At 62.2% G+C, this 26,131-nt stretch carries 27 protein-coding genes; 12 read left to right on the top strand and 15 right to left on the bottom strand.

Translation table 11 applies throughout. The annotated features are described in order from the left end of the window. Position 1: 1 nt before the first annotated feature. Genes BLW55_RS05590 through BLW55_RS05580 form a run of 3 tightly spaced genes read right to left on the bottom strand, consistent with a single transcriptional unit; the run spans position 2 to position 4,777 of the window. Entirely contained in the window at positions 2 to 2,812 is a 2,811-nt protein-coding gene (locus tag BLW55_RS05590) for a DUF4159 domain-containing protein (RefSeq protein ID WP_090327339.1), read from the bottom strand. Continuing rightward, on the bottom strand, positions 2,809 to 3,726 hold the full coding sequence (locus BLW55_RS05585; RefSeq protein WP_090327336.1) for a DUF58 domain-containing protein: 918 nt from the start codon (positions 3,724 to 3,726) through the stop codon (positions 2,809 to 2,811). The genes BLW55_RS05590 and BLW55_RS05585 overlap by 4 nt, the downstream gene beginning before the upstream one ends. 28 nt (positions 3,727 to 3,754) lie before the next feature. Further along, positions 3,755 to 4,777, bottom strand: a complete 1,023-nt coding sequence (locus BLW55_RS05580) for an AAA family ATPase (protein WP_090327334.1) — start codon at positions 4,775 to 4,777, stop codon at positions 3,755 to 3,757. Positions 4,778 to 4,986: 209 nt separating this feature from the next. Here BLW55_RS05580 and BLW55_RS05575 point away from each other — a divergent pair, with 209 nt between their 5' ends. From BLW55_RS05575 to BLW55_RS05565, 3 genes are read left to right on the top strand one after another with little or no spacing between them, the layout of a single operon-like run. Beyond that, positions 4,987 to 5,598: a DUF1285 domain-containing protein gene (locus BLW55_RS05575; protein ID WP_007008745.1), complete on the top strand. Its 612-nt coding sequence runs from the start codon at positions 4,987 to 4,989 to the stop codon at positions 5,596 to 5,598. Continuing rightward, positions 5,595 to 6,233, top strand: coding sequence for a CoA pyrophosphatase (locus BLW55_RS05570; protein ID WP_007008746.1), 639 nt, complete (start codon positions 5,595 to 5,597; stop codon positions 6,231 to 6,233). Before BLW55_RS05575 ends, BLW55_RS05570 begins: the two co-directional genes overlap by 4 nt. Continuing rightward, positions 6,233 to 7,501 carry a CCA tRNA nucleotidyltransferase gene (locus tag BLW55_RS05565; protein WP_090327331.1) on the top strand — a complete coding sequence of 423 codons (1,269 nt, stop codon included), beginning with the start codon at positions 6,233 to 6,235 and terminating at the stop codon, positions 7,499 to 7,501. The genes BLW55_RS05570 and BLW55_RS05565 overlap by 1 nt, the downstream gene beginning before the upstream one ends. Before the next feature lie 23 nt (positions 7,502 to 7,524). Here the strand turns inward: BLW55_RS05565 and BLW55_RS05560 are convergent, their stop codons facing one another. The 6 genes from BLW55_RS05560 to BLW55_RS05535 form a co-directional block, all read right to left on the bottom strand. Then, complete coding sequence (locus BLW55_RS05560) at positions 7,525 to 7,710, bottom strand: DUF1059 domain-containing protein (RefSeq protein WP_007008748.1); 186 nt, start codon at positions 7,708 to 7,710, stop codon at positions 7,525 to 7,527. Between the two features lie 120 nt (positions 7,711 to 7,830). Beyond that, positions 7,831 to 8,721 carry a LysR substrate-binding domain-containing protein gene (locus tag BLW55_RS05555; RefSeq protein ID WP_090327329.1) on the bottom strand — a complete coding sequence of 297 codons (891 nt, stop codon included), beginning with the start codon at positions 8,719 to 8,721 and terminating at the stop codon, positions 7,831 to 7,833. Between the two features lie 9 nt (positions 8,722 to 8,730). After that, positions 8,731 to 8,928, bottom strand: coding sequence for a hypothetical protein (locus BLW55_RS05550; protein ID WP_090327326.1), 198 nt, complete (start codon positions 8,926 to 8,928; stop codon positions 8,731 to 8,733). A 121-nt stretch (positions 8,929 to 9,049) separates the two neighbouring features. After that, a complete protein-coding gene (locus tag BLW55_RS05545; protein WP_090327324.1) occupies positions 9,050 to 10,936 on the bottom strand; it encodes an ABC transporter ATP-binding protein in 1,887 nt (628 codons plus the stop codon). Beyond that, positions 10,933 to 12,780, bottom strand: coding sequence for an ABC transporter ATP-binding protein (locus BLW55_RS05540; protein WP_090327321.1), 1,848 nt, complete (start codon positions 12,778 to 12,780; stop codon positions 10,933 to 10,935). The genes BLW55_RS05545 and BLW55_RS05540 overlap by 4 nt, the downstream gene beginning before the upstream one ends. 761 nt (positions 12,781 to 13,541) lie before the next feature. Next, the gene (locus BLW55_RS05535; RefSeq protein ID WP_090327320.1) at positions 13,542 to 13,796 is read right to left on the bottom strand and encodes a hypothetical protein; all 255 of its coding nucleotides are present in this window, start codon (positions 13,794 to 13,796) and stop codon (positions 13,542 to 13,544) included. A gap of 297 nt (positions 13,797 to 14,093) precedes the next feature. On the opposite strand from BLW55_RS05535, the gene BLW55_RS05525 reads away from it, so the two are divergent. Further along, positions 14,094 to 14,540: a tRNA (cytidine(34)-2'-O)-methyltransferase gene (locus tag BLW55_RS05525; RefSeq protein ID WP_025030739.1), complete on the top strand. Its 447-nt coding sequence runs from the start codon at positions 14,094 to 14,096 to the stop codon at positions 14,538 to 14,540. Between the two features lie 252 nt (positions 14,541 to 14,792). On the opposite strand, the gene BLW55_RS05520 is transcribed toward BLW55_RS05525, so the two are convergent. Then, a complete protein-coding gene (locus BLW55_RS05520; RefSeq protein WP_007008755.1) occupies positions 14,793 to 15,050 on the bottom strand; it encodes a hypothetical protein in 258 nt (85 codons plus the stop codon). 119 nt (positions 15,051 to 15,169) lie between these two features. Here BLW55_RS05520 and hemF point away from each other — a divergent pair, with 119 nt between their 5' ends. Both hemF and BLW55_RS05510 read left to right on the top strand, forming a co-directional pair. Beyond that, on the top strand, positions 15,170 to 16,084 hold the full coding sequence (gene hemF, locus BLW55_RS05515) for an oxygen-dependent coproporphyrinogen oxidase (RefSeq protein WP_007008756.1): 915 nt from the start codon (positions 15,170 to 15,172) through the stop codon (positions 16,082 to 16,084). A 116-nt stretch (positions 16,085 to 16,200) separates the two neighbouring features. Beyond that, positions 16,201 to 17,082 (top strand): EamA family transporter, encoded by an 882-nt coding sequence (locus BLW55_RS05510; RefSeq protein WP_090327317.1) that lies wholly within the window; start codon positions 16,201 to 16,203, stop codon positions 17,080 to 17,082. Between the two features lie 7 nt (positions 17,083 to 17,089). Here BLW55_RS05510 and BLW55_RS05505 read toward each other — a convergent pair whose 3' ends face one another. Next, entirely contained in the window at positions 17,090 to 17,722 is a 633-nt protein-coding gene (locus tag BLW55_RS05505; protein WP_025030740.1) for a LysE family translocator, read from the bottom strand. Positions 17,723 to 17,814: 92 nt separating this feature from the next. Here BLW55_RS05505 and BLW55_RS05500 point away from each other — a divergent pair, with 92 nt between their 5' ends. From BLW55_RS05500 to BLW55_RS05475, 6 genes are all read left to right on the top strand, one after another. Further along, the gene (locus BLW55_RS05500) at positions 17,815 to 18,132 is read left to right on the top strand and encodes a DUF6665 family protein (RefSeq protein WP_090327314.1); all 318 of its coding nucleotides are present in this window, start codon (positions 17,815 to 17,817) and stop codon (positions 18,130 to 18,132) included. Between the two features lie 73 nt (positions 18,133 to 18,205). Next, positions 18,206 to 18,985, top strand: coding sequence for a class I SAM-dependent methyltransferase (locus BLW55_RS05495; protein ID WP_210184093.1), 780 nt, complete (start codon positions 18,206 to 18,208; stop codon positions 18,983 to 18,985). A gap of 270 nt (positions 18,986 to 19,255) precedes the next feature. After that, complete coding sequence (gene petA, locus BLW55_RS05490) at positions 19,256 to 19,819, top strand: ubiquinol-cytochrome c reductase iron-sulfur subunit (protein ID WP_007009891.1); 564 nt, start codon at positions 19,256 to 19,258, stop codon at positions 19,817 to 19,819. Positions 19,820 to 19,842: 23 nt separating this feature from the next. Then, positions 19,843 to 21,129 (top strand): cytochrome b, encoded by a 1,287-nt coding sequence (locus tag BLW55_RS05485; protein WP_007009892.1) that lies wholly within the window; start codon positions 19,843 to 19,845, stop codon positions 21,127 to 21,129. Positions 21,130 to 21,158: 29 nt separating this feature from the next. Beyond that, positions 21,159 to 21,983: a cytochrome c1 gene (locus BLW55_RS05480; protein WP_007009893.1), complete on the top strand. Its 825-nt coding sequence runs from the start codon at positions 21,159 to 21,161 to the stop codon at positions 21,981 to 21,983. Positions 21,984 to 22,180: 197 nt separating this feature from the next. Further along, the gene (locus BLW55_RS05475) at positions 22,181 to 22,732 is read left to right on the top strand and encodes an adenine phosphoribosyltransferase (RefSeq protein ID WP_025030744.1); all 552 of its coding nucleotides are present in this window, start codon (positions 22,181 to 22,183) and stop codon (positions 22,730 to 22,732) included. A gap of 7 nt (positions 22,733 to 22,739) precedes the next feature. Here the strand turns inward: BLW55_RS05475 and BLW55_RS05470 are convergent, their stop codons facing one another. From BLW55_RS05470 to ychF, 4 genes are all read right to left on the bottom strand, one after another. Beyond that, entirely contained in the window at positions 22,740 to 23,210 is a 471-nt protein-coding gene (locus BLW55_RS05470) for a MaoC family dehydratase (RefSeq protein ID WP_090327310.1), read from the bottom strand. After that, positions 23,207 to 23,674 carry a MaoC family dehydratase gene (locus BLW55_RS05465; RefSeq protein WP_090327307.1) on the bottom strand — a complete coding sequence of 156 codons (468 nt, stop codon included), beginning with the start codon at positions 23,672 to 23,674 and terminating at the stop codon, positions 23,207 to 23,209. Before BLW55_RS05465 ends, BLW55_RS05470 begins: the two co-directional genes overlap by 4 nt. 294 nt (positions 23,675 to 23,968) lie before the next feature. Continuing rightward, positions 23,969 to 24,940 (bottom strand): magnesium transporter CorA family protein, encoded by a 972-nt coding sequence (locus BLW55_RS05460; RefSeq protein WP_007009897.1) that lies wholly within the window; start codon positions 24,938 to 24,940, stop codon positions 23,969 to 23,971. Between the two features lie 87 nt (positions 24,941 to 25,027). Then, the gene (gene ychF / locus BLW55_RS05455; RefSeq protein ID WP_090327304.1) at positions 25,028 to 26,131 is read right to left on the bottom strand and encodes a redox-regulated ATPase YchF; all 1,104 of its coding nucleotides are present in this window, start codon (positions 26,129 to 26,131) and stop codon (positions 25,028 to 25,030) included.

Raw genomic sequence — 26,131 nt, 5'->3', positions numbered from 1 at the left:
GCTATTGCCCCAGCCGTTCCAGCAGGACCGGCACATGCACCTGGTCCGATTTGTAGTTGCCCGTGAGCATGTACATCATGATGTTGACGCCCGCGCGATAGGCATAAAGGCGCTGCAGCGGGTCGTTGGGCACGGTCGGCAGAAGCGGTTCGCCGCTGGCGTCCAGCGCCCACGCCCCGGCCAGATCGTTGCCGGTGATCATGATTGGCGTTACCCCGTCGCCCACCCGCACAGGCCGGTCGGTGCGGGTGGAGGAATCGAGCGATGCTTCCACCCAGAGCGGGCTGCCGCGATAGCGCCCCGGAAACTCCGGCAGGATGAAGAAGGATTTCGTCAGCACGTGGTCGTCCGGCACCGGTTCCAGCGGCGGCACGTTGAGGCCGGAAAGGATATCGCGCAGGCGCTGCGTGGCCGGTGTCACGGCATCCGAGCCAAACCCGCTCGAATACTGGTCGCGCGTATCGAAAAGAACCGTTCCGCCAGACTGCATGTAGGCGTCGATACGGGCGATGGCCTCTTCGTTCGGCATCGGTGCGTCAGGGTCGATGGGCCAGTAGATCAGGGGATAGAAAGAGAGTTCATCCGTAGCAATGTCGACGCCGGCGGGAGCGCCCGGCTCCAGAGCCGTTTTGGCGGCGAGAAAGGTCGACAGCCCCTGAAGACCGGCGCGGCTCGTGGCGTCGAGCGAGGAAAGTCCGGTGATGACATAGGCGATGCGTGTCTGCGAGATCGCCTCGATCGCATCCGCCTCGCCGGCGCGCTCGTCCTGCGCGCGGGCTGCATCCGGTGACATCATGGCAAGGGTCAGGGCGATGGCCAATAGGGTGGCCGCACCCTTCGCCAGTTTCGGTTTGCGGCGCAGCCGCCCCCCGAGCCAGAGTACGGCGAGTGTGTCGAGCGCCAGCAGGGCGAGGGCGGCGGCAAAGAGCGGGCCTTTCAAGGGCTGCTGTTCGTCCAGGCCGTAGGAGATAGGGGTGATCGGGGCAGGGGCCTCGGGTCGCGTGATCGGGATCAGCTCCGCGTCGGGCGCGAGCAGATTGTGCGCCACCACGCCTTCCTCACTGCCATAGAGGCCGGGGGGATGTTTCAGTGTCACGGCGTTTGTGTCTGGGGTAAGAGGCTCGGCCTCGCCGGAGGGCGGCACGAGGCGCCCCTCCGCCGAAATCAGGCGATACGGTGCAAGCGCTCGCCCGCCTTCTGCTCCCGTATTGTTGAGCGCCCCTTGATTGCGGGAGAGCTGGACGATCCTGCGCAGCATTTCCACGAAACTGCCGGAAATCGGCAGGTTCGACCAGGTGGCTTCGGGCGTTACGTGAAAGAGCACGATCTGGCCTTCTCCGCGCGAAACGCCGGTGACGAGCGGTGTGCCATCGGCCAGGTTTGCCCAGCTCCGCTCCACGATGTCGGGCGAGGGTTCGGCCAGAACCTGCCGGTTCACCGTCACGTCGCGCGGTGGCGCGAGATCGGAGAAGGGACCATTGGGCGGGAATTCCGCCAGGGGCTGCGGCTCGGTCCAGGAGAGCGCACCGCCCAGTGAACGTTCACCCAGCCTGAGGCGCACGGGCAGAAGGTCTTCGTCATTGTCGGCAGCAGCCAGACGCGGTCCGGCAAAGCGCACCAGCGTGCCGCCGCCGTTCACCCAGTCGATCAGCGCCTGACGCGGGGCTGCCGGCAGCGTACCCACATCGGCCATGACGATGACCGCCGGGTTTTGCTCCAGAAGCTCCGGCAGCGCTTCCGTCAGCTCGGCGCTGGAAGGCTGCATGAGGTCCGCGAAGGGCGCGAGCGCCCGTTCGATGTAGTAGAGCGGCGAAAGCAGTGGTTGCGCCTGATCGGCCTCGCTCTGCGAAAACAGGCCAATGCGCCGGCGTTTGCTGTTTTCATCGAGCACGCGCAGGCCGGCGGCCTGATTCTGGCCCTCAATACCCACGGACACGAAGTCGTTTCGCAGCTCGAAGGGAAGACGCATGGCGCCTGTCGCCCGGGTTTCGCCCGCGCCGAACGTGATTGTCGTTTCGGCTATGCGGCGGCCCCGGTCGTCGCTGGCAAAGGCGATCGCTTGGCGGGGACCGGTGTCGCCCGCTGCGCGCGTCGCCGTCACTTCGAAGGCTTCCGCCATGTTCTGCGCATCGGTTGCGGCAAGCAGCGAAAGCCGTTCCGGTTCAGCCCAGAGCAATTCGGCAGGCCCGCCGGAGAAAAGCTCGGCGAAGGCCGCTTCGTCACCGCTCATTGCCAGCCCGTCGGAAAGCACGGCGATTGCCGCACCCGGAAAATCGGAAAGCACTCCTGCCACGCGTCCAAAAATTGCCGGCCGGTTGGCCGGTACAGGCCGTGGCTGCGCCGCGTTCAACCGCTCCAGAGCGGTGTCGGCATCGAAGGGCCCGATCTCCTGGTTCTGCTCTTCCGCAGTCAGCGCCAGCACCACGGGCTGTTCATTGGCGCGGGCGTCTTCGATCAGGCGCGATGCGGTCGCCACGCGCTCCTCCCAGTCGGGTGCCGAAGCCCAGCCATTGTCGAGAACGATGGCGAGTGCCGTTCCTTCGCCGGCTGTCTTTTCGCGTGGGTTCAGCACCGGATCGGCCAGCGCGAGGATCACCAGCGCGGCAAGCAGCAGTCTGAGGAGCGTGAGCCACCACGGGCTCTTGTGCGGTGTCTCTTCGCGTTTGACCACGCGCGCCAGAATTTTCAGCGGTGGAAAGGTTTCCGTCTGCGGGCGTGGTGGAGTGAGGCGTAACAGCCACCAGATCACCGGCAGGGCGATCAGGCCCCACAGCAGAAACGGTTGTGCGAAGGTCAGGGAGAACCAGTTCACAGGCCGCCCTCCGCGCCAAAGCCCGCATCCGCGCTCATGGCATTGTGCACGGCGACCAGCGCCTGTGCGGCAGGTCGGTCCGTGTGATGCACGGTATAGCTCCAGCCAAGCCGCTTGCACCAGCCGGCCATTTCCTCGCGCCGGGCGAGATAGAGCCGGCGGTAATCGTCGGCCAGCATTTCGGCACGTCCCGCCGTCAGCTTCTCTCCGGTTTCAGGGTCGGCAAACTCGGTGCGCCCGGCATAGGGAAAGCTTTCTTCCGCCGGATCGGCGATCTCGATCAGATGCGCGCGCGCGCCGCGGCTCGCCAGTTGGTCGAGCCAGGCGATCGTTTCTTCCACCGGATCGAGAAAGTCGCTCGCCAGTACCACGTCGGAGAAACGACGGATCTGCAAAAGGTCGGGCCGGGCGGGCAGGTCGGGCGTGTGCAGGAGTTGTGCGGCCAGCCGTTCGGCGCCGTTGCGGGCTGAAAACGGGTCGGTCACGCCGGGCCAGGCGATCCGTTCACCGCTGCGTGACAGAAGCTCGGCCAGTGCAAAGGTCAACACCAGCGCCCGCGCTTCCTTGGCTGTCGGCGCCAGCGAAGACTGGTATAGCATGGATGGTGAAGGGTCGGCCCAGAGCCAGACCGTGTGGGCCGCCTCCCATTCGCGGTCGCGCACGTAGAGATGGTCGTCACGCGCCGAACGTCGCCAGTCGATGCGTGAGACCGCTTCACCTTCCACATAGGGGCGGAACTGCCAGAAATTCTCGCCGATGCCGCGCTTGCGCCGTCCGTGCCAGCCGGCAATCACATTGTTGGCCACGCGCCTTGCATCCACCAGGAGGTCGGGCATCAGCGCGGCCCGCGCGCGAGCACGGACCAGCGCATCGCTCGATGCGACCGGTGTGGAAACTTCGCCGATCTTTGCCATCAAGATCCTATCTGGAGCACGAGGCCCATCAGTCGAGCGCTTTTACGAGACGCCGGATCACATCGCGCACCGTCATGCCCTCCGCGCGCGCTGCGAATGTCAGCGCCATGCGATGCTGGAGTACGGGCTCTGCCAGTGCCCGCACATCGTCCACCGAGGGTGCCAGCCGCCCATCATAGAGCGCGCGGGCACGGGCGCACAGCGTCAGTGCCTGGCTGGCGCGCGGGCCGGGGCCCCAGGCCACGTGGCGGTCGGTGTCGGGGTTGCCGACGCCGGGTCTCGCCGTGCGCACCAGTTGCAGAATCGCATCGACCACGCTTTCGGGCACTGGCATGCGGCGGATCAGCATCTGGATTTCCTTCAGCCGCTCCGGCGAGAGCGTGTTTTCCGCCTCGGCCTCATCCACGCCCGTTGTCTCCAGAAGGATGCGCCGTTCGGCCTCGATCTCGGGATAGAGTATGTCCACCTGCATCAGGAAACGGTCGAGCTGGGCTTCCGGCAGGGGGTAGGTGCCTTCCTGCTCCAGCGGGTTCTGCGTTGCGAGCACATGGAAGGGCGAGGGCAGGTCATGCCGGTGGCCGGCCACGGTCACGTGATACTCCTGCATCGACTGCAAGAGCGCCGACTGCGTGCGCGGGCTGGCGCGGTTGATCTCGTCGGCCATCAGAAGCTGCGAGAAGATCGGGCCGGGCAGGAAGCGGAAGGAGCGTTTGCCCTTCTCATCCTGCTCCATCACTTCCGAACCCAGAATGTCCGAGGGCATCAGATCCGGCGTGAACTGGATGCGCCGTGCGTCGAGGCCGAGAACCACGCCCAGCGTTTCCACCAATTTGGTCTTGGCGAGCCCCGGCACCCCGACGAGCAGTGCATGGCCTCCGGCGAGGATGGCCACAAGCGTGCGTTCCACCACTGCTTCCTGACCGAAAATGACCCTGCCGACGCCCTCTCGCACTTTTGCGATGTCGGCCAGCGCGCGCTCCGCCGCAGCGATCATCTCCTTGTCGCTCAGGGGCTTCTCGCCCGGCATCTGGTTTTTGGAAACAATGCTCATGCCGTCTCGATCCTTGTTGAAGCCCCGCAGGGTGGCCCCGATGTGGCCCGGGAGCGTTCTGGGAGCGTTCCGGGGCCGGTAACGGATCACGCGGCACGTGCATGAAGCGATTCGTGCCGTCACGTCCCTTTGGCAAATTTAAAACACTGAACAAGGCTGACAAGCGAAACAACAGTGACTATTTCGTGACCATGGACAATGAAAAGAGCATGAGCACATCAAGTCTCGCATCGGCCGGAGACGCTGTCAGTCTCGAGGCGTTGATCGCCCGCGCTGCCCGCGCCGGCAAGGGTGTGCCCCCCGTGGAGCGCTGGAACCCCGCCTTTTGTGGCGATCTCGACATGGAGATCAGGGCGGACGGCACATGGTTTTACATGGGAACACCCATAGGCCGCCCGGCACTGGTGCAGCTTTTCTCCTCCGTTTTGCGCAAGGATGAGGACGGCAAAACCTATCTTGTAACTCCGGTGGAAAAAGTCGGCATCCGCGTCGAGGATGCTCCATTTCTTGCCGTCGAGATGGTTGTGAGTGGGGCGGGCGACCATCAGGCGCTGACTTTCCGCACCAATGTGGGTGATGTGGTTGAAGCCGGTCCGGACCATGAACTGCGGTTTGTGGATCAGCCCGAAACCGGCGGACTGAAGCCTTATCTGCATGTGCGCGGACGGCTCGAGGCGCTGGTGGCGCGGTCCGTCATGTATGACTTGGTGGAAGCGGGTGAAGAGATCGAGGTCGACGGGCAGGCGATGTTCGCCATTCGCTCGCGCGGCTCCGTTTTCCCCGTGATGCCCGTTGCCGAACTGCACAGGCTGTCGCAATGACCATGACAAGCCCGCCCAAAACCCTGTTTTCGGCCGAGGAGTTTCGCCGTCGCGCCGCGCGTCAGCAGGGGCCTGCGGGAGCGCAGGATTATGGCGATCACAGCCTGAACCCCGACCTGCGCGAGATGATCGTGCGGCCGGGTCTGCGAGATGCGGCGGTGCTCATCCCGGTTGTTGACCACGCTGGCGGTGCGTCGGTTATCCTGACCCAGCGCACGCAGGCGCTGCGCAGTCACTCCGGCCAGATTGCCTTCCCCGGCGGGCGTATCGATCCGGAGGATGCTTCGCCAGAGGCGGCGGCGCTGCGCGAGGCGGACGAGGAGATCGGTCTTCTCCCGGGTGCAGTCGATGTGGTCGGCCGCATGCCTGATTATTCCACCGGCAGCGGATACCGCATCGCGCCGGTGCTGGGCATCGTGCAGCCGGGTTTTGATTTGCACATCAACCCGGATGAGGTGGATGCCGCCTTCGAAGTGCCGCTCGCTTTCCTGATGGATCCCGCCAACCACCGGCGCGAGAGCCGTCTGTGGCAGGAGAAGGAGCGGTTCTATTACACAATGCCATTCGGCGAGCGTTTCATCTGGGGCGTCACGGCGGGCATCATTCGCACTCTTTACGAAAGACTTTATGCTTGATGGACAAGCGGTTGATTTCAGATTCGAAATGGCTGGCCGACGAAAAGCTCCAGACGCTGCTTGCCGCTCTTTCCACCGATGGCGAGGAAGCGCGCATCGTCGGCGGGGCGGTCCGCAACACGCTGCTTGGTCAGACCGTGACCGACATCGATATCGCCACCACCACGGAGCCGGGTGAGACCGTGCGCCGCGCACGCAGCGCCGGCTTCCGCACCGCGCCCACCGGCATCGATCACGGCACCGTCACGGTGATCGCCGACGGTCGCGCATGGGAGGTGACGACACTGCGGGCCGATGTGGAAACCGATGGCCGCCACGCCAGCGTCACCTTCGGACGCGACTGGCGCAGCGATGCGGAGCGGCGCGATTTCACGATCAATGCGCTCTACGCCTGCGCCGATGGCGAAATTGTCGATCTGGTCGGCGGTTTGCCGGATCTGGAAAACCGCACACTCCGCTTCATAGGCGATGCCGATACGCGCATCACCGAGGATTATCTGCGCATCCTGCGGTTTTTCCGCTTCTTTGCCTGGTATGGCCGGGGCCGTCCCGATGCCGCGGGGTTGAAGGCCTGTGCGCGTCACCGTGACGGGCTGGAGCGTCTGTCTGCCGAGCGCGTCTGGGCCGAGCTGAAAAAGCTCCTGTCCGCGCCCGACCCCTCACGCGCGCTCCTGTGGATGCGCCAGACCGGCGTGCTGACGAAAATCCTGCCGGAATCGGAAAAATGGGGCATCGATACGATTGGCCCGCTGATCGAGGCCGAGCAGACACTTGGCTGGCAGCCCGACCCGCTTCTGCGGCTGGCCGCGATCATTCCGCCCTATGAGCCCCGCATAACCGAACTTGGCAGGCGCCTACGCCTTTCCAATGCCGAAAAGGCGGCGCTGGAAGGGTGGGCGGAAGCGCCTTCGCCTGCGGCGAACCTGGATGAAAGCGGATTCAGAAAAATTGTCTACAGGGCTGATGCAAAAGGTCTTTCCCGGCGTTTGAAACTGGCGCTGGTCAGCGCCCGCGCGCGGGCTTCCGAAGATGACGGGGCGTTGATGGAGGCAGCAGGCTACACCCGCCTCATGAAGCTCGCCGATGCATGGCAAAAGCCTTCATTCCCGGTCAACGGAAACGATCTGGCAAAGCTCGGTCTGGTAAAGGGAAAGGCGGTCGGGGAGGTGCTCGCCCGGCTGGAGGAGGAGTGGATCGCCTCGGATTTCTCGTTGAAACGCGACGCGCTGCTGGAGCGCGCCGCGGCAATGATCTCGTCCGCCGGCTGAGGTCGCCGGCGGGATACGCATGGTCAGGCCGCGTTGCGGGATTCAGCGATGCGAGAGCGGATGGCCTCCACCATGCTTTCGCGGATCACGGTTTCACCGTGGGCCTCGCGCATATGCTCGGCTGCCCGACGGATGACTTCCGCCTCCTCCTCGTGGCGTGTGTGCCACTCGCAGCCTGGAACGAGCGAGCCGCAATGAAATTCCTTCATGAGACTGTCCTCCTGTTCTCAGTTTATGCGTGCCATAGACTATAACACGGAATGGGGCGAGAGGTTGCCGGTGACAATAATCGTGATCCTGTCGTGCAGGCGTTACCGTAAGGACAACCGTTATTCCGCCATCATTTGCGCGATTTCGTCTCGCAGCCAGACCTTGAAGTCACGCACTCTGGCGGGCTCCGGCCGGTTCTGCGAGGTGATCAGCCAGTAGCTGAAGCGCGTTGTCGCTCGCTCGCGGAAAGGGGCGACAAGCTGTCCGGCGCGGAGCGCATCATGGGCGAGCGTGTGCCAGGCGAGCATCACGCCCTGACCGGCAATCGCCGCATCGAGGCAGAGCGCTGCATCGGTGAACGTATCGCCTTCGGCCAGATCCCGTTCGTCCAGGCCAAGCGGTTTCAGCCACACATCCCATTCGATGTTGGAATTGGCGTCGCGGATGATCGGTGCGGTGAGAACGTCTTCCGGCGTTTCGAGCGCTTTGGCAATCGAGGGCGCGCAGACGGGAAACACCTCCTGCGGCAGCAGGTGTTCCACCTTCACCCCCGGCCAGTTTCCCTCTCCGACGCGGATTGCGAGGTCGATGTCCGTGCTGTCGGGGTGGGCCAGGCCGATGGCCGCTTCAAGCCGCAGCTTGGTCTCCGGATGCGCCCTGGTGTAGCGCGTGAGCCGCGGCACCAGCCATTTGGAGGCGAAAACCGGCGCCACAGAAATCGTCAGGACCGAATCCGTGTCATGCCGCGTCATCGCGACCGCCGTGTCGAGCGTCTGAAAGCCGATGCCGAGCCGCTCGATGAACTGCCGGCCGAGCGTCGTCGGACGGATGCCGCGGCCCGTCCGTTCAAAGATCGCCGCGCCAAGCTGTGCCTCGGTCTTGATGACCTGCTGGCTTACGGCGCCGACCGAAACGCCCAGCTCCTCAGCCGCGGCACTCAGGGAGCCGCATCGCCCGACCGCTTCCACGGCGCGCAGTCCGTTCAGATGAACCCTCGGTAGATGTTTCATATAGTTTTTCTAAAACATCCCGCAGGCAATCTCCATTGAAAAGGTGCGGAAATAGCGTGATTTTGCCTGCAGAAAACTCCATTCCTCGCAAAAGGGAATGCAATGATACAGTTTTTCTGGATAAAATTTCAGGCTTTCAGCATCCGCTACCGGCAGGCCCGAACAGCGCTGGAGGAAGCTGAATGGCAGGACGATCCGCTGGCCCATCCGGCGCTTCGTGCCATGTCGATGCGGGAACTGGCCGATCTGCCCATGCGCAATCTCGACCGGATGGCGAAAGGAGAGGCGGCCACGCTCTACGCGCCGCCGCCTGCACTTGCCGGAATGGCTACTCCGCCGCCATCCGCCCGCCGAGAAAGCCGCCGGACTGGCGCTTCCAGAGCTGGGCGTAAAGCCCGTCACGTTCCACCAACGCCTCATGGGAGCCTTCCTCCACAATGCGACCCTGGTCCAGCACGATGATCCGGTCGAGCGCGGCGATGGTGGAAAGACGATGCGCCACGGCGATCACCGTCTTGTTCTCCATGAGGCGTTCCAGATTCTCCTGAATCACTGCCTCGATCTCCGAATCGAGCGCCGAGGTTGCCTCGTCGAGAATGAGGATCGGCGCGTTCTTCAGCATCATGCGGGCGATGGCGATGCGCTGGCGCTGGCCGCCGGAGAGCTTGACGCCCCGTTCGCCCACCACCGCGTCATAGCCGGTGCGGCCCTTGGGGTCCGACACATCGAGGATGAACTTATGGGCCGACGCGCGCTTTGCCGCGGCGACAATCTCCTCGTCGGTCGCCTTGCCCCGGCCATAGGCGATGTTGTCGCGGATTGAGCGATGCATCAGCATGGGCTCCTGGCTCACCACGCCGAACTGGGCGCGCAGTGAGGCCTGTGTCAGCTGCGTGATGTCCTGCCCGTCGAGCAGGATTTTTCCGTGCTCGGCCTCGAAAAGCCGCAGCATCAGGTTCACGATGGTGGTCTTGCCGGCGCCCGAGGGGCCGACCAGCGCAACCCGCTCGCCCGGCTTGATGTGCAGGTCAAGCCCCTCGATGATGCCGCTTTCCTTGCCGTAGTTGAACGTGACGTTGTCGAAACGGATATCGCCTTTCGCACGCTCCATTTCCAGCGCGTCCTCCGCATCGCGGATTGCCGGCTCGACCGAAACCACCGTGGTGGAATCCTGAACGGTCGCGTAGTTGCGGATCAGTCCGTTGATGTTGAACATCATCCAGCCAGACATCTGGTTGAGACGGAAGACAAGGCCCATCGCGGCCGCGATCTCACCGGTGGTGATGGCGCTGTCCAGCCAGCGGGAGACGGCAAGAACGAAGATCGCCGCCATCATGAAGCCGTTGACGATGGCAACCGTCACGCGCACACGGGTGATGGCGCGCGTCAGCGTCTGCACGGCGCTCAGGAAATTCGCCATGCCCTCGCGCACATAGGAGTGCTCGCGCTGGCCGCTGTCGAACAGCTTGACCGCCAGAATGTTTGTAAATGCGTCCACCATGCGCCCGTTGAGGATAGAACGCTGGTCGGCGGTGCGGCGGCCTGCCCGCCGCAGCGGAGGCAGCAGGTAGCGGGCAATCGCCACATAGGCCACCAGCCACAGCAGGACCACCAGTCCCATGAACGGGTCGAGCACGGTCAGGATGGAGGCCGCCAGCACCACGAAGGTGAGGAAGCTCCACATGGTCTGCAGAACGTTGATGATGAAATCGCCAGTCGCCTCGCCGCCCTGCAGAATCTTGGTGGCGATGCGGCCTGCAAAGTCATTCTGATAGAATTCGTAGGGCTGTTCGATGACGCGGCGGAACGCCTGCCAGCGCACACGCTGATAGAAGGCCGGCGCGATGACCTGCTCTTCGAGGATCGTGTTGCCGATGATCACCACCGCGCGGATCACCAGGAGCAGCACGAGAAAGGCCGCGAGTTTTTCCCAGTGTTCGGCGATCAGCGTTTGCGGCGAGGAAGAATCCAGAAGATCGATCAGCCAGCCAAGCGCCCAGTAAAGCCCTGCGTCGACGGCGCCCATCAGGCCGCCGGCAATCAAAAGCAGGATAAAGGGCCATTTGGCCTGTCGGGCGAAGAACAGGATGAACTCATGCGCCTTGACCGGAAGCACGGAGCGCCCGGTGTCGCCGAAGGGGTCGATGACCCCTTCGACACTGCGCCAGAGGCTTTCCGATCTGGGCGGTTCTGTGCTTTTCTCGTCTTCGTTCATTCTGCTGCCTCACTCACTTCCAGATCGAGGAACCCGCCGGACTGGCGCTGCCAGAGGCCCGCATAAAGCCCGCCGGCGGCCACCAGCTCGTCATGCGTGCCTTCCTCGACGATCCGGCCTCTGTCCATCACCACGAGGCGGTCCATGGCGGCGATGGTGGAGAGCCGGTGAGCGATGGCGATCACCGTCTTGCCCTCCATCAGGCGATAGAGGTTCTCCTGGATCGCCGCCTCGACTTCCGAATCGAGCGCCGAGGTCGCCTCGTCGAGAATGAGGATCGGTGCATCCTTCAGCATGACGCGGGCGATGGCAATGCGCTGGCGCTGGCCACCGGACAGTTTTACGCCCCGCTCGCCCACATGGGCATCGAAACCCCTGCGGCTCTTCGGGTCGCTCAGCCCGCCGATGAAGCCCATCGCCTCCGCGCGTCTGGCTGCTTCCAGCATCATCTCCTCGGTCGCATCGGGGCGGCCATAGAGGATGTTGTCGCGCACCGAGCGGTGAAGCAGGGACGTGTCCTGCGTCACCATGCCGATCTCGGCACGCAGCGTGTCCTGCGTAACCCCGGCAATGTCCTGCCCGTCAATCACGATGCGGCCGCGCTCCAGGTCGTAGAAACGCAAGAGCAGGTTGACCAGCGTCGACTTGCCGGCGCCCGAGCGTCCGACCAGCCCGACCTTTTCGCCGGGTTTGATGGTTAGTGACAGGTCTTCGATCACACCGCCTTTCTTGCCGTAGTGGAAACCGATTCCGTCGAACTCGATCTGGCCTTTAGGTACGGCAAGCGCTTCTGCGCCTGGCCTGTCTTCGACCAGCCTCGGCAGCGAAATCGAGCTGATGCCATCCTGTACGGTGCCGACATTCTCGAACAGTGCCGTCAGCTCCCACATGATCCACTGCGACATGTTCCAGAGACGCAGAACGAGGCCAATGGCGACCGCGACCGCGCCAACGGAAATCTCCCCGGCAATCCACAGACTGATCGACAGATAGCCCACGCCAACAAGGCAGGCCGAGTTCAGGAAATAGAGGAGCCCGTAAAGGCTCGTGACATACCGGAACTGGGTGTAGACGGTCTGGAGAAAACCGTTCATGCCGTCGCGTGCGTAGCCTGCCTCGCGCTGTGCGTGGGAGAACAGCTTCACCGTCTGGATGTTGGTGTAGCTGTCCACCACGCGCCCCGTCATGATCGAACGCGCATCGGCCTGCTTCTCGGCAACCTTGCCAAGGCGCGGGATGAAGTAGACCATCAGGGCGATGTAACCACCGAGCCAGAAGAGGATCGGGAGTGACAGGCGCCAGTCGGCAGAGGCGGTCAGAAACAGGATGCCGACGAAGTAGATCACGACATAGTTGAAGACGTCGAAGGTCTTGACCACGCATTCGCGCACCGCCAGCGCCGTCTGCATCAGCTTGGTGGCGATGCGGCCGGCGAACTCGTCCTGATAAAAGTTCATCGACTGCTTGAGCAGGTAGCGATGCACCTGCCAGCGGACGCGCATGGGGTAGTTGCCCATCAGAATCTGGTGGTTGTTGAGGCCGGTAAGCAGGATCAGTCCCGGCAGGATCAGAAGGATGAAGCCCGCCATGCCGATAAGACGCAGCCCTTCCTCGTCCAGGAATGTGGCCGGGTCGCGCCCTGACAGCCAGTCGACAATGTCGCCCAGGAAGGCAAACATCCAGACCTCGGCGAGCGCGATGGCCGCCACGAGAAACGTACCCAGCAGCACATAGGGCCATGCGCCCTTCGTAAAATGCAGGCAGAAGGCCAGGAACGTGCGGGGCGGTTCCTGCGGCTCCTCCGTGGGGAAGGGCTCAAGTCTTCGTTCGAACCATTGAAACATTGTCTCAGGCGTCTTTCATTCTTGTTCCCGCAAACGTGATGTCTTGATTCACGTTTGCGGGTTAATTGTCTGTTTTGCATTTGCTTTTCCGCGGGCGGCGGCTGGCGGAAAAGTGGTGCCTTTCGGCTATCGATGGCCCTTGCGCGGCACGGATGCCGCGGGGCTGTTCGTTCGCGTCTTCCCCGGTCCCTTCAAGGAGCCGGCGCTCGACGAAGATGGTTGCCCGACACCGCCCTTTTTCAGGGCTTGATTATGCGGCGGATTCGCGGGCTTGCCGAGAGCGGCCTTGAAGGCTCCTGAAAGCGATGTGGCAGGAGCGGTGTCATTTCCACGCTGCAGCGCGGAGGCGGCCGGGTCGGCTTTGGCGAAACGTGTCGTGCGGGGCGTGATGCCCCCGTTGGGAAAGCGTGCAGTCATGATGCAAATCCATTGTGTCAACCGGAAGAAACGGTCGGCGGATTCGCTCGTTTGCTGCTTTGCCTGTCGTGAAAAAGCTGAAGAACGAAACCCGCCGTCAGGCCTGGTACGGCGCCGTGGTCCACGGGCGCAGGCCGGCGAAGGAGGTAAGCATCTTGATGTCCATTGCCGCCTCCAGCGGTTTTCGTTGATGGGACGCACCTTATAACGACAGCGGTCGGATTTGACCAGAGCGTCTGTGTGCGCGGCAACCATTGAGGGTTGTAGAAGAACATGCGCATTCTGTCCCGTCCCGCAGTGCTGCGGGACGGGGGGTAACGAATGTTTGTGGGCGGAAAGCTCCATCATTGGAACAGTTTCCGCAACATCGTCCACAGTGCGGGGCGCTCCGGCGTGGCATGTTTCATGTCCACGTCTGGAAGCTGACCGCGATGTGGCCGCCGTTGATGGGACTCCTGATCGGACATTGTTGTCGCGCCGATCGTCAGCGCCCATGCCTCAAGCCTGCGATCCTGCAGGGTCGGGCGGGTTGGTTCTATTTGCGGAACGACAAAGTCGTTGTTGCGGCCGAAGGGCCGCCGGGGGAAGCGGTTGTGCATCGCGAACGTCCTTGAGAAGCGGGGTGTAATCCCGACGGACCGCGATGCGTAGCTGCCTGAAAGATCAGTGGAAGCGTGCCGAACCGAGTCCGCCGTCAGGCCTTCGGGCCAAAGGCGTGGAGCCAAGTCATGCAATGTCGAAGCGTATCCATGCTTTTCTCCTTCGGTTCGCGTTGACAATGATGGGCTTATACTCACAGTTGCAGCAGCTTGCCACCCTCTTTCGTGCCATTCCGTTTTCCCACCGGGAAGTGTAACCGGAAAGCCACAGCCAGCCATGTCGAGAGACACAGCCAGATGCGTATCGCGCTCTACCAGCCAGACATTCCCGGAAATACTGGGGCCATACTCCGTCTTGCCGCCTGCCTCGGCTTCACCGTCGACCTGATCGAGCCGGCGGGTTTCGACCTGTCCGACCGGAACCTGAAGCGGGCCGGCATGGACTATCTCGAGCGGGCCGCGCTTGTGCGCCACGCTTCGTGGGAGGCCTTCGAGCGCTGGAGCCGGGGAGAAGGGCGCCGTCTCCTTCTCTTCACCACCAGAGCTGAGACGCACTACACCGATTTTTCCTATGCCGATGGCGACATTCTTCTTTTCGGACGGGAATCGGTCGGTGCGCCGGCCTGCGTCCATGACGCCGCAGACGCCCGCCTGCTTATCCCGATGCAGGAAGGCGCGCGCAGTCTCAACCTCGCCATGAGTGCGGCCATGGCCGCCGGCGAGGCGCTGCGGCAGTTGCGCTAGCGCATCGAACCGGACAGTGGAATCCGGCTTTCGATGGTTCCGATGCGCCAGCCATGATGTGGATCGTCCTTTAAGCGCCCGGGTGGACGCACGGTGATCCAGCGTGCGGGTGTCAGTGTCGTGGGGCGGCATCTCGTCTCTTTCCTCTGTCAGGGAAAGGGATGCCTAAAAGTTCAAGTGAACTTTAAGTCAAGCTGTGCCGCGTGGCGTCGAGAAGGGGCTTGGAGGGTGATGTGTCCGAGGGGAGGCTTCTCAGTCGGCGCTCGGTAATCGGCGCATGGTGAATTCGATTACATCGCCGGGGCGTTCGCACCAGCTTTCGATCTCCGTCCAGTAGGCTTGCTTGGGCCAGCGCTCCAGCCATTCGCGGGCCTTTTCGCGGGCCTGTGCGCGGGGCAGGGCAAAACTCTCCCGCAGAAACCCATCGCGCGGCAGGCGGCTTGCCCTTGCGCGATGCTTGTCGAGGCTGCGTTTCAGCCCCTCCAGCGGTGGTTTTGCGGGCACACGCACGAAAGAACTCCTTGACCCGATGGATAAGAAGCTTAGGCAACGCGGTTGAAAATTGCGAGTCATTTGTAGGACTGTCCGCCTGCCGCACCGTCGCGTAGGATCGGGCCAGAGGAAAGACGATGGAACGACCAGAACTCCCCGCCGGCCTGCCGGACAACATCGAAGACAAGAAAGCGGCTGCGCGCAGCTGGTTCGAGGAGCTGCGCGACAGGCTTTGCGCAGCTTTCGAGGATCTTGAAGACGCGCTGACAGGCCCGCTTTCGACGCGCACGCCCGGTCGCTTCGAGCGCACCCCGTGGAAGCGCGATGGCGGCGAGGGCGGTGGTGGCGTCATGTCTGTCATGCATGGCCGGGTCTTTGAAAAAGTCGGCATTCATGTGTCCACCGTCCATGGCGAATTTTCGCAGGAGTTCCGCAAGCAGATACCGGGCGCTGATCGCGATCCGAGCTTCTGGGCATCGGGCATTTCGCTGATCGCCCACCCGCAGAATCCGCATGTGCCGGCCGTCCACATGAACACGCGCATGGTCGTCACCACCAGTCAGTGGTTCGGAGGCGGCGCCGATCTGACGCCGGTCCTCGACCGTCGCCGCACGCAGGAAGACGCGGATACGGAGGCCTTTCACAGGGCCATGCGTTTCGTCTGCGATCGTCACGCGGCCATCGTTGACTACGAAAAGTACAAGGCCTGGTGCGACGAGTATTTCTATCTGCCGCACCGCCAGGAGCCACGCGGCATCGGCGGCATCTTCTACGACTGGCTGCGCTCGCCGGAGGAAAAGGGCGGCTGGCAGGCCGATTTTGATTTCACGCGTGATGTGGGCCGTGCCTTCGCGGTCGTCTATCCGCATCTGGTGCGCAAGAACTTCAACACAAACTGGACCGAGGCCGACCGCGAGGAGCAACTGGTGCGGCGTGGCCGCTATGTGGAGTTCAACCTGCTCTACGACCGGGGCACGATCTTCGGCCTCAAGACCGGCGGCAATGTCAATTCCATCCTCTCCAGCCTGCCGCCCGAGGTGAAATGGCCTTAAGCCGGTACGGCGATCAATTTCGCTGATGGATAAGGGGCGTTCTTTTTGATTTGAAAGTCCCGGACGGGTGGGGTCTTTAGCGGGGATCCCTTTCAACCCGTCCGAGGACCCTCCGCATGAAATTGCCCCATATTCTGCTGGCGCTTCTCGTGACCGCCGTCTGGGGTTTCAATTTCGTGGTGATCAAGGTCGGCATCGACAACTTTCCGCCGATTCTTTTCTCTGCCTTGCGGTTCACGGCGGCGGCGTTGCCGCTTGCCTTTTTCGTGCCCAGACCGGCGATCGCCTGGCGCTATGTGATTGCCATTGCCGTCGTGCTGGGCATCGTCAAGTTCACGCTCCTGTTCTGGAGCATGCATGTGGGTCTTTCCGCCGGGCTGTCCTCGCTCGTGCTCCAGTCGCAGGCGTTTTTCACCATCATGCTTGCTGCGTTCGTGCTTGCCGAGCGACCGACGCGCATGCAGCTTCTTGGTATTTTCGTAGCGTTCTGTGGGATCGCCCTGATCGCCCTGACCGTGGATGGAAGCATAACCATCACGGGGTTGGCGCTGGCGATCGCTGCCGCCTTCATGTGGGCGATTTCCAATCTTTTGATGAAACAGGCCGGCAAGGTCGACATGTTTCGCCTGATGGTCCATGTGAGCCTCATCCCCCCGATCCCGCTATTTGCCCTTTCTCTCATGATCGAAGGCTGGGAGGCGGATATGGCCGCGCTGGCCAGCGTCTCCTGGGCAGGCGTCGGTGCGGTTCTCTATATCGCCTATGGCGCGACGATCTTCGGCTTTGCTGTCTGGGGAATGCTGATCAGAACCTACGGTGCCGGAAGGATCGCGCCATTTTCCCTGCTCGTACCGATTTTCGGCATGAGCTCGTCCGCACTGTTTCTCGGCGAAACCTTTGGCCCGCTGCGCATGGCGGCCGCAGCGCTCGTTCTTGCCGGGCTCATGCTGACGCTGGTCAGGAAACGCGCACCACTTGCCGAGGTGGGTGCGGCCTGAGGGGATATTACGGGCGCATGGTCGCCAGTTTCAGCCCGAAGCCGATGAACACCGTGCCCGTCAGCGCTTTCAGCCAGCGCTGCATGCGGGCGCTGCTGCCGAGCGTTTTGAAGCTTGAGAACAGGAGCACGAGCGACGAAAACCACAAAATGTTCAGGAGCGAGTGGATCACCACCAGGGCGAAGGCCCAGAACGTGGCATCGGCATTGGCGGGGATGAACTGCGGAAACGCCGCAAGATAAAACATCGAAACTTTGGGGTTGAGCGCATTGGTGAGAAAACCTTCCAGCGCTGCACGCTCCAGCGTGCGCCGGCGCTTCGCCGGCGAAACGGCAAGCGGTGCCGAAAAGCCGTGCCAGGCCTGCCATAGCGCCTTAAGGCCGATATAGCAGAGGTAGGCCGCGCCCAGCATTTTCACGACGAAGAAGAGCTGCGCCGATTGTACCAGAATGATCGAAATGCCGAGGATCGACAGCGCGCCATGGACGTAGAAGGCTGCGAAGAAGCCTGCGATGTTGGCGAAGCCCGCCGCCTTGCCCGAGGTCGGCACGGTCTTGGCGATCAGCACGCCGTTTGGACCCGGCGACATGACAAGCAGTGCGGCAACCAGTGTGAAGGTTCCAAGCTCAATCAGCGTCATCGTTCGTGCCCTGCCGTTGAAGATGGCTTCGATGCGCGCCACAATACAGGGCGAAGCTTCTGATTGTCGAGCGATAGAAAACGGGTTCCGCCATGCTGAGACTTCCCGGTTCCGTGACCGGCCTCGTGCCGCATCCTCTCAGCGGCGACACGGTGCTGCAGCATGAGATCGTGGCGGAGCAGGCTTCGTCGCTCGGTCATGCCGGTCGCCGCGTCGAGAAGGCGCTCTTGCGTCTTGCGGCGGCGGATCCGGTCGACAGTCAGGAGGTCGAACGCCGTCTCCATGCCGCCGCTGATGCAGTTCACGGCTACTTCATCCAGCGTGAGCTATGCGGCCTGCGCAGGCATGATGATGTCATTGCCGATCTTTCCATACCCGGCAGGGTTCTGGCCCGGCTCGGCGCATGCTGAGCGCTGGCCTGCTGGATGTTCCGGTCTGGCCCGCTTGCTGCCGTCGGGGGTTCGTGGCACTGGCCTGCCAGCAATGGCAGACATGAAAGACGGCGCCATGGAAAACGCTTACGGCACGCTGGCCTCGTGGGTTTATCATCTCGACAAGCCCATAGGCCGCTCTTTCGGGGATATTGAGTTCTATCGTGACCGCCTGGCGGGCTGCACCGGTCCGGTGCTCGAGCCTGCCGCCGGTAATGGCCGTGTTCTCATCCCGCTTCTTGAGGCCGGGTTCGATATACGCGGCTTCGATGCCTCCGAAGAGATGGTGGCCTACTGTCGCAGCGAGTGTGAGGCGCGCGGCCTGCCGTCACCTGTCGACATCGCACGCTTTGAGAGTTTTGATTATGAAACGCGGTTCGGTGCCATCATCATTCCCGCGGGTTCCTTCCAGCTGATCACCGAACCGGGGCAGGCGCTGGCGGTGCTTGAGCTTTTCCGCGGTGCGCTTGAGCCTGGCGGTCGGCTGATCCTCGATCTCGATGCGCTGGCATGCCTCGCCGACACCGCGTTCGCGGCACGGCACTGGCAGGCGGGGGACGACCTTCTCACACTGGTCGAAAGCCGGGTGGAGACCTGTTTCCAGCGTCAGACCACGCTTTCGCAACTGCGTTACGAGCATTGGCGCGAGGGCCGTCTCGTGGCCAGCGAGATCCAGCTTTTTCACCTGCGGCTCTGGGGGCTCCTGGAGTTCGAGCTGGCATTGCGCTCCGCCGGCTTCACGGAGGTTGGTGTCTATGCCGACTATCGGACCGACAGCGCTTTGGAGCCGGGCGCTTCCATCGTCACCTTCGAGGCAGTCGCACCGCTTTGATTGATGAAGATCGTGCAGAAACCATCGCTGAAGCAGCATCCTTGAAAAACAAGACTTTTTAAGTCATCTTTATTGACGGTGTTTTCCCCGCGACAATCTGCCCTGTAAGGCCGCCCCCGTCTGGACAAGTTCCTGCGTGGCGCATAGAAACCATCGAAAAATGCCGGGGGTAGAACCGGGCAGTTCCTGTGATGCGCAGGAGTTTGCTTGGGTTCAAAGTGCAATGAGGCTTCCCGACCGGCCGACTCAAGGTGAAAGGATCGCAGTCCCGTGAGCGCTACCGATTCGACCGAACATACAAGGCGTGACTTTCTTTACGTCGCAACAGGCGTTGCCGGTGCCGTCGGTGCGGCTGGTGTTGCGTGGCCGTTCATCGACCAGATGCGGCCCGATGCATCCACCCGCGCGCTGGCGTCAATCCAGGTCGATGTGTCCGGCGTCGAGCCCGGCATGTCCCTGACCGTCAAGTGGCGCGGCCGACCTGTGTTCATCCGCAACCGGACGGATAAGGAAATCGAGGAAGCGCGGGCTGTCGCACTGGCGGATCTGAAGGATCCCGTCGCGCGCAACGCCAACATCGCCGCTGACGCGCCCGCCACCGACATCGACCGTTCTGCGGGCGAGGGCAAGGAAAACTGGCTGGTGATGATCGGCGTCTGCACGCATCTGGGCTGTGTGCCGCTTGGCCAGGCCGGCGATTTCGGCGGCTGGTTCTGCCCGTGCCACGGTTCGCACTACGACACGGCCGGCCGTATCCGCAAAGGCCCGGCTCCGGAAAACCTTGCGGTTCCGACATTCGAATTCGTGTCCGACACCGTCATTCAGGTCGGCTAAGGCTCGGCGAGAGGGGATTTTCTATGAGCGCTGGACATTCGACCTATACGCCCAAGAGCGGCATTGGCCGCTGGATGGATGCGCGTTTGCCGCTTCCGCGTCTGGTCTATGATTCTTTCGTGGCCTATCCGGTGCCACGCAACCTCAACTACGCCTATACGTTCGGTGGCATCCTGTCGCTGATGCTGGTGGCTCAGATCGTGACCGGCATCGTGCTGGCCATGCATTACGCAGCCAACACCGAGGTGGCCTTCAACTCGGTCGAGAAGATCATGCGCGACGTCAACTCCGGTTGGCTGATCCGCTACCTGCACTCCAATGGCGCATCGATGTTCTTCATCGCCGTCTATGTGCACATCTTCCGCGGTCTCTACTACGGTTCCTACAAGGCACCGCGCGAGATGCTCTGGATTCTCGGCTGCATCATCTATCTCCTGATGATGGCGACGGCCTTCATGGGCTATGTGCTTCCGTGGGGCCAGATGAGCTTCTGGGGCGCGACAGTCATCACCGGCTTCTTCACCGCCATTCCTCTGGTGGGCGAGTGGATCCAGCAGCTTCTGCTTGGCGGCTTCGCGGTCGACAACCCGACGCTCAACCGCTTCTTCTCGCTGCACTATCTTCTGCCCTTCATGATCGCCGGTGTTGTCGTGCTCCACGTCTGGGCACTGCACGTCACAGGTCAGACCAACCCGACCGGCATCGAGGTGAAGCAGAAGACCGACACTGTGGCCTTCACGCCCTATGCGACCGTCAAGGACGCGTTCGCCATGGTCGTGTTCCTGGCCCTGTTTGCCTACTTTGTCTTCTACATCCCGAACTTCCTGGGCCATCCCGACAACTATATCGAGGCTGACGCGCTGAAGACGCCGGCACACATCGTGCCCGAATGGTACTTCCTGCCGTTCTACGCGATCCTGCGTGCGATCACCTTCAACATCGGTCCGATCGACTCGAAGCTCGGTGGTGTTCTGGCCATGTTCGGCGCCATCGCGGTCCTGTTCGTTGTGCCCTGGCTCGATACCTCGAAGGTTCGCTCTGCGGTCTACCGTCCGTGGTTCAAGCTGTTCTTCTGGCTCTTCGTCGTGAACGCGATCTTCCTGGGCTGGCTTGGCTCCCGCCCGGCGGAAGGCGTCTATGTGGCGATGGCTCAGGGAGCGACGCTTTACTACTTCGCCTTCTTTGTCGTGATCATGCCGGTGCTTGGCCTGGTAGAAAAGCCGCGCCGCCTGCCCAATTCCATCACGGAAGCGGTGCTGGAGAAGAAGTCTTCAGCCGGCGCACCGGCCACCGAACAGGCAAAGGGCTGAGCGAGAGAATGCGCAAAGGGATTTTCGCAATGAAGAGCATCCTCAACGGATTGGCCGCGCTCGGTCTTGGTCTGGCGGCTGTTACCGCCTCCAATGCGGCTGAGTACCCGATCAAGAAGCCGGTCGAGCAGGACTGGTCGTTCGCCGGCCCTTTCGGTACCTACGACAAGGGTCAGCTGCAGCGCGGCTTCAAGGTCTATCGGGAGGTCTGCGCGGCCTGTCATTCGATGAACCTCGTCGCGTTCCGCAATCTCGAGGATCTGGGCTATTCCGAAGCCCAGGTTCGCGCAATCGCGGCAGAGTATGAAGTCGAGGATGGTCCGGATGATTCCGGTGACATGTTCATGCGTGCTGCAAAGCCGTCTGACCGTTTTCCGGCGCCGTTCGCCAATCCGCAGCAGGCTGCGGCGTCCAACAGCGGTGCGGTTCCACCGGACTTTTCGCTGATCGCCAAGGCACGCGCAGTAGAGCGCGGGTTCCCGACCTTCGTCTTCGACATTTTTACCCAGTACGCCGAAGCCGGGCCGGACTACATTCACGCTCTTCTCACGGGCTACGAGGAAGATGCCGAGGGGCATGAGGTTCCGGAAGGCACCTATTACAACCCCTATTTCATCTCTTCGGCTTCGCTGGCAATGGCGCCGCCGCTTTCGGAGGGCATGGTCACCTATGACGACGGTGCGCCCGAGACAGTGGACCAGTATGCACGCGACGTTTCGGCATTCCTCATGTGGGCGGCCGAGCCGCACATGGAAGCCCGCAAGTCGACCGGCTTTGTCGTCATGGTGTTCCTGCTGCTCTTCGGTGGTCTGATGTATCTGACCAAGCGCAAGATCTGGGCGGACGTTCATTAAAGCCGGCCGCAGAATAAAATAAGGAAGGGCGCCGCGAGCGCCCTTTTCTTTTGCTTCGTAACGCGGCAAAAACCAGAGCAACTCCAGAAAAAGTGGGAACCGGCTTTCCGGCCGGGATTGCGTAAAGTCAATAAGATAGAGCGCCTTTGCGGTTCAACGAAAAGTGGAAGCGCTCTATCTGAACCGGGGCAGGGTACATGGCAGCTTCTCAGACACTTCAAGACACGCTTCTTTCAGCGATCCGCACCATTCCGGACTATCCCAAGCCCGGCATCCTGTTTCGCGATATCACCACGCTTCTCGGCAATGCGCGCGCATTTCGCCGGGCGGTGGATGAGCTCGTTCACCCCTATGCGGGTGCCAAGGTCGATAAGGTCGCCGGCATCGAGGCGCGTGGCTTCATTCTCGGCGGAGCGATCGCACACCAGCTCTCGTCGGGCTTCGTGCCGATCCGCAAGAAAGGCAAGCTCCCGCACGACACGGTGCGCGTGGCCTACAGCCTCGAATACGGCATCGACGAGATGGAGATGCACAAGGATGCGGTGACGCCGGGCGAGAAGGTCATCCTTGTCGACGACTTGATTGCCACCGGCGGGACCGCTGAAGGTGCGGTCAAGCTGCTGAACCAGATGGGGGCCGAGATCGTCGCTGCCTGTTTCGTGATAGACCTGCCCGATCTCGGCGGCCGGGCCAAGCTGGAAGCGCTGGGTGTCGATGTTCACACGCTGATTGCCTTTGAGGGCGACTGAGCGCGTCTCAGCCGGTCTTCATCAGCACGCCATTCTCGAAGCTCATGACCGGCTCGCCGTCGTCCCTGTGCGCTGCGGCAGCGAGCGTTACAAGGTGCCAGCCGGGGCGCGAGGCGAGGGGGCGGTGTCCCGTCACGGCCCGCGTGAAAGTGATCGTGTCGCCCTCGTAGACGGGCTTTAGCCATTTCAGATTGGAGAAGCCGGGCGAGGGACCGAATTCCGGTTTTTCGTCCGGACCTTCCCACGGGCCGAATGCGTCGCGTTCGATGCCTATCAGGTTGTATCGCATCCACATGGCGCATGTATGCCAGCCGGAGGCGCACAGGCGGCCGAAAACGCTGTCACGCGCCGCTTCCGCATCCGTGTGGAAGGGCTGCGGATCGAATGCCCGCCCGAAGGCGATGATCTCTTCAGCGGTGAAGGTATGGGTGCCCAGCACGATCGTTTCGCCAAGGCGCAGGAAGCGGTCGAGGCTCATGCGGCGTCTTCCGCCTCGCGCATTCTGAACATGATCGGGTTCTCCATTTCCATCACCGTTTCGCCGCGCTGGTTGGTCACAAGGTGACGAAAGGTCACCAGACCGATGCCGGGACGCGATTTCAGGGCCCGGCGTTCCAGCACGGTCGTCTGGCCGGTCAGTGTGTCGCCGGCAATGACCGGACGCTTCCAGCGGGCTTCCGTGATGCCGGGAGAGCCCTGCGAAGTGGAGTCCACCAGCAGCGCGTCGTAGAGCATGCGCATGAAGATGGCGCAGCTATGCCAGCCGGAGGCGGATAACCCGCCCAGAATGCTTGCCTTTCCGGCTTCTTCGTCGAGATGCATCGGCTGCGCGTCGAACTGTTGTGCGAAATCCTTGATCTCTTCGGCACCAACGGTTTTTTCGCCGAAGGGAATGGTCACTCCGGGCTCAAGGTCTTCAAACGCCCACTTTTTGTCAGTCATGGTTCAATCCTGTTCAGGCTTGAACCTTATGGCTGCAAGCAGTGCATTCTTCAAGCACCGGATGGAGAAGATTGCTGGACCTGGACGTTACAGCGCCGCGCGTCTTATAAGACGCGCAAAGGACGCTGTAGCACTTTTAAATGATGCATGTTCGTTGTCTTTCAAATGAATTCATTTGAAAGCGACATGCATTAGATCGCCGTGCGTCCATTCGGACGCACAAAGGACGATCTAAACTATTGATGGAGCATCGGAATAATCCGAAAACCGGATTCCACTTTTCGGTCCGATGCTCTAGAGCCAGCCGCGCCGTTTGAAATACCAGAAGGGCAGGAGCGCGGAGAGCACCATGAGACCAACGGCGAAGGGATAGCCGAGCGGCCATTGCAGTTCCGGCATGATGCTGAAATTCATGCCATAGACCGAGGCGACAAGCGTCGGCGGAAGGAAGATCACGGCGACCACGGAGAATATCTTGATGATGGCGCTCTGCTCGATGCTGATCATGCCGAGCGTCGCATCGAGCAGGAAGCCGATTTTCTGGGAAAGGCCCGTCGCGTGGTCGGCGAGCGAGGCAATGTCGCGCGAAAGCGTTTTGATCCGCGCCCGTCCATCCCTGCTGCTGCGGGTTGAAACCGCACTCAGGAAGCCGGAAAGACGCTGCATGGTCAGAAGGCTGTCCTGCAGTTTGGAGATCAGGTCTTCCTTGCGGCCGATCCGGCGCAGGATGATCTGAAAATCGCGATCGCGTTTGGAAGCCTTTTTCTCGGAGGGATGGAATATGCCCTTTGAGAGCTCCAGAATTTCGCGCCCGGCTCTTTCCAGAATGTCGGCCAGCCGGTCGGTGATGACTTCCAGAAGGTTGATGAGCACCGCCTCGCCACTGCCGCAGCCAAGTGCGGCCTTCGCGGCGCGCTGCGGAAAAATCTGGAAGGCGCTGGGTTCGTGAAAGCGAAGCGTAACGAGCGTACCGCTCGGGCTGAGAATGAAGGTTACCGGCCCCATCTGCGGCTGGTCTCCATCCGCCCGCGCGGTCAGGGTTGCCGTCATGTAGTGCGCCCCGTCCTCGCTGTAGAGGCGGCTCGAGATTTCGATCTCTTCCATGTCGGCGCGTGTCGGCACTGCTATGCCGAGCCATGCTTCGATGGCCCTTTCCTCGTCTTCCGTGGGCGAGAGCATGTCGACCCAGACGGCTGCGTCTCGCCCGGCTGACGACAGCTCGACGGGTCTTAGGCGCCCGTTCTCGGCAATGTAGATCTTGATCATGATTTCGTTCCCTGAAACCGGGAACGAAGATTTCCGGCTATCGCCACGCCGTCAAGACCATGTTTGTCCTGTCGGCTGTCCCGGCGATCAGGTGTTGAACTTGAACAGCATCACGTCACCGTCCGTCACCACATATTCCTTGCCCTCGTCGCGGGCCTTTCCAGCGTCGCGTGCGGCCACTTCACCGCCGAGCGTCACGAAATCACTGTAGCCAATGGTCTGCGCGCGGATGAAGCCACGTTCGAAATCGGTGTGGATCACGCCTGCCGCCTGCGGCGCCTTGGCGCCCTTCTGCACGGTCCACGCGCGGGTTTCCTTGGGGCCGGAGGTGAAGAAGGTGATCAGGTCGAGCAGTTCGTAGCCGGCGCGGATCAGCCGGTCGAGGCCAGGCTCTTCCAGTCCCATCGCCTCCAGATATTCGGCTGCCTCCTCGTCGGAAAGCTGCGCCACCTCGGCCTCGATGGCGGCGGAAATCACCACCGTCATCGCGCCCTGGGCCTTTGCCATTTCTTCCACACGCCTGCTCTCGGCATTGCCTTCGGCAGCGTCGCCTTCAGCCACATTGCACACATAGAGCACGGGCTTGGAGGTAAGCAGATTCAGACCACGCAGGATCTTCAGGTCTTCGGCTGCGATGCCGTCGAGCAACACACGCACCGGCTTGCCGTCCTGCAGCAGCGCCAGCGCCTGCTCCATCATGGGCAGAAGCGCCTGGGCTTCCTTGTCCTTGCCGGTCGCGCGCTTCTGCATCTGCAGGGTGCGCCGTTCCAGGCTTTCGAGGTCGGCGAGCATCAGCTCCGTCTCGACGGTCTCGGCATCCGCCACCGGGTCGATGCGGCCTTCCACATGGGTGATGTCGTCATCCTCGAAGCAGCGCAGTACATGCACGATGGCATCCACTTCGCGGATGTTGGCCAGGAACTGGTTACCCAGCCCTTCGCCCTTGGAGGCGCCGCGCACGAGGCCGGCAATGTCCACGAAGGAAATACGGGTCGGGATGACCTCCTTGGAACCGGTGACGCCGGCAATCTTCTTCAGGCGCGGGTCGGGCACGGCCACTTCGCCCGTGTTGGGCTCGATCGTGCAGAACGGGTAGTTGGCAGCCTGCGCGGCGGCCGTCTTGGTGAGCGCGTTGAAGAGCGTCGACTTGCCCACATTGGGCAGACCGACGATGCCGCATTTGAAACCCAT

Source organism: Nitratireductor aquibiodomus (assembly GCF_900105565.1).
In the GTDB taxonomy this organism is placed as follows: Bacteria; Pseudomonadota; Alphaproteobacteria; order Rhizobiales; family Rhizobiaceae; genus Nitratireductor; species Nitratireductor aquibiodomus.
The sequence above is the reverse complement of the archived record's forward strand: the minus strand, read 5'-3'. Positions and strand labels throughout refer to the sequence as shown.